The following is a 9316-nucleotide window of genomic DNA, read 5'->3' as shown; positions in this document are numbered from 1 at the left end:
GCTGCGGCGGCGAGATTACTTGGAAGGGCTAGCCTATTTCGTACAGGTGGTAGTGCAACTCGATTGGAAAAATATGGATGTGAGTGATGTGATTGAAATTTAATAATTATTTTTGGGGATCCCTTAGGTTATTTAGGTGCTGACTGGCATTTTTCGAGTGAAGAAAATAAAACGGCATTTGCAGAAAACCCAAAGCGTTATGCACCGCAATACGGTGGCTGGTGCGCTTATGCAATGGCTGATGAGGGTAATGCCGTAGGGATAGACCCTGAAGCATTTTATATTCACGAAGATAAGCTTTACTTAAATTATAGCGAAAGCGTGCAGCAAAAATGGTTAAGTAATTTACTACCGTACATTGTTATGGCTGATGGGTACTACCCACAAACAACCAATGTGATGACGTTTCAATAAATTGATTTATATTAATAAAAAAGCGCGTAACTAATTTTATAGTTACGCGCTTTTTTATTTTATTTTTCGGTATTTATAAGTGAATTAAAGCGTTTCGCCGTATTCAGTCATTACCTGTTCAACCCATGTTGCAATGCGGTCGTCGCTTAGCTCGTATTGGCTGTCTTCGTCGAGCGCGAGTCCTACAAACTGTTTACCATCAGGCGTCAATGCTTTTGAAGCTTCAAACTCGTAGCTACTGTCGTTTGGCCAAAAACCAAGTTGAGTAAATGTTTGCGTATTTATTTCGTCGTGTAGCATGCCTAGCGCATCTTGAAACCACTGCCCGTAACCTTGTTGATCGCCCATGCCAAATAAAGCAATGGTTTTACCTTTTAGGTTTACGTCGGCTATGTCGTCCCACTTTGACTCCCAGTCTTCTTGTATTTCACCAAAATCCCATGTTGAAATACCAAAGATGATAAAGTCGTACTGCTCTGCATTTTTTAGTGGCTCGTCTTTAATATTGTGCAGGGTAACTATATCGGCACCAATAATGTCGCGAATCTTTTCTGCTGCCATTTCGGTGTAGCACGTAGTAGAACCAAAAAATAAACCAATTTGCATCGTATTTATCACTGTGTAATTGCCTGATATGATAGGCTCAAGTTTACCGTAAGGTATTTTTAATTGATACCTTAGCAAAGCATGAGAGCATAATGTGACAACGCTATCTGACGATTCTTTTGAAAATAACAGCAGTATGAGCAGTAATAGCGACTACCTAGAAACCTTTTTAGATAGCCTGTACTTAGAACAAGGCGTAAGCGAAAATACATTAAGCGCTTATCGCAGTGATTTAGATAAGTTTTGCCTATTTTTAAAGGGCGAAAATTTAATGACGGTAACGGGGCTCGACATAGAAAGCTATTTAGCGCATCGAGTTGATTTAGGTTTAAAACCACGCAGTACAGCACGTAGCATTAGTGCGCTAAAGCGTTTTTATCAGTATTTTGTGCGCGAAAAAATAATTAGTGATTCGCCCATGCTAAACATAGCTCAACCAAAAGCCGGACAGTCGTTACCTAAAACACTCTCAGAAGCTGAAGTTGAGGCATTATTAAATGCGCCTAACACCGAAGAAGCGATGGGACTGCGCGATAAGGCCATGCTAGAGCTACTTTATGCAACGGGGTTGCGTGTAAGTGAGCTTGTTGGGCTTCGTATGGAGCAAATTAATTTGCGCCAAGCGGTTGTGTTTGTAAAAGGCAAGGGTAACAAAGAGCGCTTAGTGCCATTGGGTGAAGAAGCCATGTATTGGCTGGAGCAATTTTTAAAGGGTGGGCGTGCACAAATGATAAAACACGCCACCGATTTTGTGTTCCCATCTAAGCGCGGAGTAGGCATGACGCGACAAACCTTTTGGCATAGAATTAAACACTATGCTATTTTGGCATCAGTTGAGTCTCCATTATCGCCCCATACCATGCGCCATGCTTTTGCTACGCACTTATTAAATCATGGGGCAGATTTACGTGTGGTACAAATGATGTTGGGCCATAGCGATTTATCAACGACGCAAATTTATACCCATGTTGCCAATGAACGGTTAAAGTCGGTACACGCAGAGCATCATCCGCGAGCGTAAGTTTGAAAGTAAATATTATTAAGCCGGTCAATATATTAAGTGTTTTTAGGATAGAGAGAAGTTATGAAAAAATTAATGTTAGCAGGTGCCATGTTGTGCACAAGTATTAGTGCATTTGCAAATGGCGTTGCTGTAACACCAGATACTAATGATCCTATTATTACTAAATTTGCCGAGCTTGGTGTAACTGTAAAGCAAATTAACCCAAGCCCAGTAGCGGGCTTAAAAGAGTTGATCACTAATAAGGGCGTACTTTACGCAAGTCCAGATGGTCAATTTTTAATGCAAGGTACGTTAATCGATTTAAATAATCGTAACAACTTAACAGAGCAAGCATTAAACGGCGTGCGTGTTGAGGGCATTAAAGAATACGAAGATTCGATGATTGTGTACAAAGCACCAAACGAAAAACACAGTATTACCGTATTTACCGACATTAGCTGTGGTTACTGTCGTAAATTACATCGCGAGTTAGACGATTTACTTGATGCGGGTATTACCGTTAAGTACCTTGCGTTTCCACGTGGTGGCTTACAAGGTTCAGGCTACGCCGATTTAATGAACGTATGGTGTGCACGCGATCAGCAAGAAGCACTAACAGAAGCTAAGTCGGGTACAAGCACTAAAGTAGTTGCAGGCTGTAGCGCACCGGTTGCAGAGCATTACCAATTAGGTCAAAGCTTTGGTATTAGCGGCACACCCGCTATTATTTTAGAAGATGGTACGATGATCCCTGGTTACCAGCCAGCAGCAGCATTAAAAGCAGCATTAGAAGCTAACAAAGCGTCGTAATTAAACGCTTAGTTATTATTAAAAAGGCCTTAATGGCCTTTTTTTGTCTTTTTAATACGACTCAATAAGTTAAAACCCTGCATGAAAAAACTAATCATTGCGCGTGAAAACGTTGACGACTCGCATCTGCCGAGTAATTTACACCCTGTAATTAAACAAATTTATGCTAACCGCAATGTATTCAATGCCGAAGAGCTAAATAACAGCGTAGCTACGCTCCACGACTTTAAATTGTTTAAAGACATCGACAAAGCCAGCGACTTATTAATTGAAGCATTAAAAGCGCAAAGCCAAATATTAATAGTTGGCGACTTTGATGCCGATGGCGCAACAAGTACTGCAACTTTAATGCAAGGCCTTGAGATGTTTGGCTTTAAGCATTTAGATTACTTAATTCCTGACAGGTTTAGCTTAGGTTATGGTTTAAGTCCCGCGCTTGCAGAGCAAATAGTACAAATAAAACCTGATTTAGTGATCACCGTAGATAACGGCATATCGTGTATTGCCGGTATTGATATTTTAAAAGCGGTTGGCATAAAAGTGCTGGTAACAGATCACCACTTACAAGGTGAGCAGCTGCCAAATGCCGATGCAATAGTAAACCCAAACAGGCATGAATGTGATTTTCCGTCTAAATCCATTGCTGGCGTTGGCGTTGCTTTTTACTTATTAATAGCACTGAGAAGCGTAATGCGAGACTTAGGTTATTTTGAGCAGCAACCGCCGCCTAATTTAGCTAACTTACTCGACATTGTAGCGCTTGGTACGGTTGCTGACGTGGTCGCACTTGATGCGAACAACCGTACGTTAGTGCATCAAGGTTTAGCACGTATTCGCAGTGGTAAAACACGCCCTGGTATTACCGCGCTTATTGAAGTGGCAAATCGTAATGCTGCTCGTTTAAGTGCCAGTGATTTTGGTTTTTCGCTTGCGCCGCGTTTGAATGCAGCAGGGCGATTGGACGACATGAGTTTGGGTATAGCGTGCTTGCTTAGCACCGATATAAACCAAGCGCGTAGTATAGCGGGCGAACTCGATAGCTTAAACTTTGCAAGGCGCGAAATAGAACAAGGCATGCAATTTGAGGCGCAAGCCGTGCTTGATAGGCTCGCATTTAGCGACGATAACATCCCTGATGCTATTTGTTTGTTTCAAGACGATTGGCATCAAGGTGTTATTGGTATTTTGGCTGGTCGCTTAAAAGAAAAATATCACCGCCCAACTGTTATATTTGCTGGTGGCGAAAATGGTGAAATAAAAGGCTCGTGCCGCTCTATTGAAGGGCTACACATGCGCGATTTACTCGAAGGACTTAATACCGCCGACCCGCATTTAATTAATAAATTTGGTGGCCACGCAATGGCCGCTGGTTTAAGTATTAACGAGCAGCATTTTAACGACTTTAAAAAAGCGTTTGATGCCGCAGTTAGCGCGCAACTAAGTGAAGAAAGTAAGCGCTGCATTGTGTTTACCGACGGCGAGCTGCCAAACGACTGCTTTACAATGGATTTTGCCCAGCTATTAAAGCAGTCGGGCCCGTGGGGTCAGCAATTTCCTGAGCCGGTGTTTGAGCATACCTTTGAAGTAATACAGCAGCGCATAGTAGGCGAAAAGCATTTAAAGCTCGTGTTAAAGCACCAATCTGGTCGATTAGTTGACGCCATTGCTTTTGGTATTGATGTAAAAGAGTGGCCAGATACAGAGGCCAAGTTTGTGAAAGTAGCGTATCAGCTCGATATAAATGAGTTTAGAGGTAAATTTACGCTGCAATTAATAGTTAGAGAGCTTGAAAAAGTACACTAAAAAATATGTAATATCATGCATAAAATGCTAATAAAGCGCGCGGTTTTTTGTTAAAATCGGGCGTTTTTATCATTTGACGATAATTTATTGCGAAAATCCCATTTAAAGGGGCGCAATTACCTAGCCATTTTGGAGTGATGTACATGTTTGAAGTGAATCCTGTGATTAATCAAATCAAGGAAATTCGCGAACGTACTGAATTGCTTCGGGGGTACCTTTGACTACGCTCTTAAACAAGAACGCTTAGAAGAAGTTAACGCCGAGCTTGAAGATTCAGCCGTATGGAATGAGCCTGAACGCGCACAAGCGCTTGGCCGTGAAAAATCAGCATTAGAAGCGGTTGTTGAAACAATCGACAACCTAGTAGCCGGTACTGACGACGTTGAAGGCTTACTTGAGCTAGCTGTAGAAGCTGAAGACGAAGATACCTTTGTTGAAGCGCAAACTGAGCTTGCTGATTTAAACGGACAGTTAGAAGGTTTAGAGTTTCGTCGTATGTTTTCGGGTCCTCATGACTCAAACGATGCTTACCTTGATTTACAATCAGGTTCTGGCGGTACTGAAGCACAAGACTGGTGTAACATTTTACTTCGTATGTATTTACGTTGGGGCGAGGCTAAAGGCTTTAAAGTTGAGCTAGTTGAAGCGACCGACGGTGATGTTGCCGGTATTAAAGGCGCAACTGTCCGCTTTGTTGGCGAATACGCTTACGGTTGGCTACGTACCGAAACTGGTGTACATCGCTTAGTACGTAAAAGCCCATTTGACTCAAGTGGTCGTCGTCATACTTCATTTGCTTCTGCGTTTGTATACCCAGAAGTTGACGATAACATTGAAATTGATATGAATCCGTCAGACTTACGTATAGACGTTTACCGTGCATCGGGCGCGGGTGGTCAGCACGTTAACACCACTGAATCGGCGGTTCGTATTACTCACGTACCAACAAATACCGTAGTGCAGTGTCAAAACGAGCGTTCGCAGCATAAAAATAAAGCCCAAGCGATGAAGCAGTTAAAAGCTAAATTATTTGAGCTTGAGCTACAACAGCAAAATGCTGAAAAACAAACGCAAGAAGACGCTAAATCTGATATTGGTTGGGGTAGTCAAATTCGTTCATACGTACTTGATGACGCACGCATTAAAGATTTACGTACAGGCGTTGAAAACCGCAATACCCAATCGGTACTTGACGGTAACTTAGATAAATTTATTGAAGCCAGCCTTAAATCTGGCCTATAACCACCAAGCTAATAAAGAGCTAAAAAATGACTGATAAAATCCAAGACGAAAACAAGTTAATCGCTGAGCGTCGCGGCAAGTTAGACGCTATACGCGAAAGTTGCCCAGCCAACGGTCATCCAAACCAATTCCGTCGTGAGCATTACACGGCTGATTTGCAAGCCCAGTTTGGTGATAAGAGCAAAGAAGAATTAGTAGAGATGCACGAAGTTGTGTCTATCGCTGGCCGTATTTTAGCAAAGCGTGGACCGTTTTTTGTAATTCAAGACATGAAAGGTCGCGTACAAGCGTATGCATCTAAAGATGTTCAAAAAGACCTTAAAGAAAAATATGGTCAGCTAGACACTGGCGATATTATAGGTGTTAAAGGCGCGTTAAATAAATCGGGTAAAGGCGATTTATACGTAGAAATGACTGAGTATCAATTACTAACTAAGTCACTTCGCCCGTTACCTGAAAAATTCCATGGCTTATCAGATCAAGAAACAAAGTACCGCCAACGTTATGTTGACTTAATTACTAACGAAGCAACGCGCGAAACATTCCGCATTCGCTCACAAGTAGTTGAAGGTATTCGTCGCTTTTTAGCAGACCGTGACTTTATGGAAGTAGAAACACCTATGCTACAGGTTATACCTGGTGGTGCATCTGCGCGTCCGTTTGTGACTCACCATAACGCGCTTGATATCGACATGTACCTACGTATAGCGCCAGAGCTTTACTTAAAGCGCTTAGTGGTAGGTGGTTTTGATCGTGTATTTGAAGTTAACCGTAACTTCCGTAACGAAGGGTTATCTACACGCCACAACCCAGAATTTACAATGATTGAATTTTACCAAGCATACGCTGATTACATCGACCTGATGAACATTACCGAAGACATGCTACGTACTGTTGCAGAAAACGTACTAGGTAGTGCAATTGTAGTTAATACAACTAAGGACGAAAATGGCGAAGTTATCGATTCAGTTGAATACGACTTTGGCCAACCGTTTACACGTTTAAGTATGGCGGATGCTATCTTAAAATATAACCCTGAGTTTGATGCTGCGGTATTTAACGACCCAGAAAACCATTTTGAAGAGTTAAAAGCGTACGCTAAACAAGTGCACGTTAAAATTCCTGAAAACTGTGTTTGGGGTCCAGGTAAGTTTCTTTGTGAAATATTTGAAGAAACAGCAGAGCACATGCTTATTCAACCTACGTTTATTACTGGTTACCCGTGGGAAGTATCACCACTTGCACGCCGTAACGACGAAAACCCATTTGTTACCGACCGTTTTGAGTTTTTTGTTGGCGGTCGTGAACTTGCAAATGGTTTCTCTGAGCTTAACGATGCACAGGACCAAGCTGAGCGCTTTACTCGTCAAGTTGAAGAGAAAGACGCAGGCGATGATGAAGCAATGCACTACGACGAAGACTACATACGCGCACTAGAGTACGGCTTACCGCCAACGGCTGGTGAAGGTATTGGTATTGACCGTTTAGTTATGTTGTTTACTGATTCATCAACAATTAAAGACGTTATTTTGTTCCCGCATATGCGTCCACAAGCTGACTAATCTTTAGTAGAACAAAGTAAGTTAATAAACGCCGCTTAATAGCGGCGTTTTTTTTGCTTATAATTAGTGTTTTAATTAATAAGTACTACACTAAAAATTAAAGGTAATTATTAGTGCTGATTAATGTGCAATTCAGCTTTACTAACTTATTGTTACTGGAAGTTTTTAATATTAAAACTAACAGTGCTATAACTTTTTAGTATGATTGTTTTTTAAACATATGTTGTGTTTGTACAAAGGTTTTAGCTAGAATACGCACGAAATTTACACTGCTGGTATTTAGCAGTTAAATATAGATTCTTAAAGGACTTAGAATAATAGTATGAAAGACAAACGAGTAGATGATTTATCAGAAGAATGCACATCAGAGCAAGAACGAAACGCTTACTACCGTGCTTGTATCGCTGAATTTCAACAATTAGGTTACCAAGAACAGTATTTGGCTCAGTTAACTGATGACTTAGTTCCCGTGCTAGGTGTTAATCCTTCAAATAAAAATACGTAACCCGCTTAAATTTCAAACTAATTACACTTTTAAACCAAGCATATGTGCAATCTATAACCATATAGTCGTTTTTGGTAGAAAAGTGTTTGACATATTTTCTGAAATCTTTATTATACGCCCCACAAGACGGAGAGGTGTCCGAGTGGCCGAAGGAGCTCCCCTGCTAAGGGAGTATAGAGTTTGTAGCTCTATCGAGGGTTCGAATCCCTCCCTCTCCACCATTTCTTTTAATGGCGTGTTTTGTAAAATTTTAAAGTATGGGTGCATAGCTCAGCTGGATAGAGTACTCGGCTACGAACCGAGCGGTCGGAGGTTCGAATCCTCCTGCGCCCACCATACTTTAATAACTCGCTTAGAGTCTAAATAAGCAAACTATAAAGTGGGTGCATAGCTCAGCTGGATAGAGTACTCGGCTACGAACCGAGCGGTCGGAGGTTCGAATCCTCCTGCGCCCACCACTTTATAAACTCTACTTAGAGTATAAATAAGTAAAACTCTCACTTAGAGTAAAAACAAGTAATAGTAAAAATGAAAGTGGGTGCATAGCTCAGCTGGATAGAGTACTCGGCTACGAACCGAGCGGTCGGAGGTTCGAATCCTCCTGCGCCCACCACTTTCATATTTTCATACACTTTTAAGTGTAAGAAAAATAAGCCGATGGAAATCGGTTTTTTTTATGCCTGAATTAATACGCTCTGCTTAGAGTTTAAATAAGCAATCTATGAAAGTGGGTGCATAGCTCAGCTGGATAGAGTACTCGGCTACGAACCGAGCGGTCGGAGGTTCGAATCCTCCTGCGCCCACCACTTTCATAAACAAGCCGACATTAAGTCGGTTTTTTTGTGCCTAAAATAAAGTGAAGTGAAGTGAAGTGTAGGTTTAGGTGAATTGAGAACCAAGCAGTCGGAGGTTCACTCTTACAAGATACGTCCTGCGCCGACCACTTTCATACATAAGCCGACACTAAGTCGTTTTTTTTGTGCCTGAAATAAATTAAAGCGTGGATGTGGATAGAGTAACCTACTGCGAACAAAGCAGTCGGAGGTTCACTCTTGCAAGATACGTCCTGCACCCACTACTTTCTATTACTAATAAAGTTAATAGAAAAGAAACCGATGAAAGTCGGTTTTTTTGTTTGCCCAGCGAAGCTGGCAAACCCGATAGGCTGAAAGATGCCTTATTACCCTGACTAAGGGGAAGATAATCTGAATGGCAAGGGCGTCACTGGCCAACGGTGGGGTCTGAAGGAAGCCATAAGAAGTTAGAGGTACACAACTAACCGTAACCTGTTTCGGCAGTATTGGTGGGTCAGCGTGCAAAATAGCGCAACGCCCTATACTTAGTCAGACCAATACTGTGCTTGAGGGTGGG

At 41.8% G+C, this 9316-nt stretch carries 7 protein-coding genes, 5 tRNA genes and 1 pseudogene; 12 read left to right on the top strand and 1 reads right to left on the bottom strand.

Annotated features, from left to right (window positions below; genetic code table 11):
- Positions 1–129 precede the first annotated feature (129 nt).
- Positions 130–414 (top strand): annotated as a pseudogene (locus QL998_RS19580) (YHS domain-containing (seleno)protein); the annotation flags it as partial.
- 84 nt (positions 415–498) lie between these two features.
- On the opposite strand, the gene fldB reads toward QL998_RS19580, so the two are convergent.
- Complete coding sequence (gene fldB, locus QL998_RS19575) at positions 499–1020, bottom strand: flavodoxin FldB (protein ID WP_182195295.1); 522 nt, start codon at positions 1018–1020, stop codon at positions 499–501.
- Positions 1021–1114: 94 nt separating this feature from the next.
- Here fldB and xerD point away from each other — a divergent pair, with 94 nt between their 5' ends.
- The 11 genes from xerD to QL998_RS19520 all read left to right on the top strand — a co-directional run bounded on the left by xerD (position 1115) and on the right by QL998_RS19520 (position 8751).
- Complete coding sequence (gene xerD / locus QL998_RS19570; protein ID WP_002961416.1) at positions 1115–2041, top strand: site-specific tyrosine recombinase XerD; 927 nt, start codon at positions 1115–1117, stop codon at positions 2039–2041.
- Between the two features lie 63 nt (positions 2042–2104).
- The gene (gene dsbC, locus QL998_RS19565) at positions 2105–2833 is read left to right on the top strand and encodes a bifunctional protein-disulfide isomerase/oxidoreductase DsbC (protein WP_182195252.1); all 729 of its coding nucleotides are present in this window, start codon (positions 2105–2107) and stop codon (positions 2831–2833) included.
- 81 nt (positions 2834–2914) lie between these two features.
- A complete protein-coding gene (gene recJ / locus QL998_RS19560; protein WP_182195254.1) occupies positions 2915–4636 on the top strand; it encodes a single-stranded-DNA-specific exonuclease RecJ in 1722 nt (573 codons plus the stop codon).
- A 143-nt stretch (positions 4637–4779) separates the two neighbouring features.
- A protein-coding gene (gene prfB, locus QL998_RS19555) for a peptide chain release factor 2 (protein WP_139016071.1) occupies positions 4780–5878 on the top strand; the annotation gives its coding sequence in 2 pieces (ribosomal slippage) (positions 4780–4854 and positions 4856–5878; 1098 coding nt in all).
- A 26-nt stretch (positions 5879–5904) separates the two neighbouring features.
- Entirely contained in the window at positions 5905–7440 is a 1536-nt protein-coding gene (lysS, locus tag QL998_RS19550) for a lysine--tRNA ligase (RefSeq protein WP_290193329.1), read from the top strand.
- A gap of 322 nt (positions 7441–7762) precedes the next feature.
- On the top strand, positions 7763–7945 hold the full coding sequence (locus QL998_RS19545; protein WP_010553261.1) for a hypothetical protein: 183 nt from the start codon (positions 7763–7765) through the stop codon (positions 7943–7945).
- A gap of 128 nt (positions 7946–8073) precedes the next feature.
- Positions 8074–8166: transfer RNA gene (locus QL998_RS19540), tRNA-Ser, on the top strand.
- A 38-nt stretch (positions 8167–8204) separates the two neighbouring features.
- A tRNA-Arg gene (locus QL998_RS19535) sits at positions 8205–8281 on the top strand.
- A gap of 45 nt (positions 8282–8326) precedes the next feature.
- Positions 8327–8403 (top strand) — tRNA-Arg (locus tag QL998_RS19530).
- A 78-nt stretch (positions 8404–8481) separates the two neighbouring features.
- Positions 8482–8558: transfer RNA gene (locus tag QL998_RS19525), tRNA-Arg, on the top strand.
- A 116-nt stretch (positions 8559–8674) separates the two neighbouring features.
- A tRNA-Arg gene (locus QL998_RS19520) sits at positions 8675–8751 on the top strand.
- Positions 8752–9316 lie beyond the last annotated feature (565 nt).

Source organism: Pseudoalteromonas sp. APC 3691 (assembly GCF_030408135.1).
GTDB lineage: Bacteria > Pseudomonadota > Gammaproteobacteria > Enterobacterales > Alteromonadaceae > Pseudoalteromonas.
Note: the sequence above shows the minus strand (reverse complement) of the source record. Positions and strands in the feature narration are given on the sequence as shown.

Excerpts from the sequence above, each read along its gene's own strand:
- fldB (WP_182195295.1), bottom strand. The coding sequence starts at position 1,020 with ATGCAAATTGGTTTATTTTTTGGTTCTACTACGTGCTACACCGAAATG.
- dsbC (WP_182195252.1), top strand. The coding sequence starts at position 2,105 with ATGAAAAAATTAATGTTAGCAGGTGCCATGTTGTGCACAAGTATTAGT.
- recJ (WP_182195254.1), top strand. The coding sequence starts at position 2,915 with ATGAAAAAACTAATCATTGCGCGTGAAAACGTTGACGACTCGCATCTG.
- lysS (WP_290193329.1), top strand. The coding sequence starts at position 5,905 with ATGACTGATAAAATCCAAGACGAAAACAAGTTAATCGCTGAGCGTCGC.
- QL998_RS19545 (WP_010553261.1), top strand. The coding sequence starts at position 7,763 with ATGAAAGACAAACGAGTAGATGATTTATCAGAAGAATGCACATCAGAG.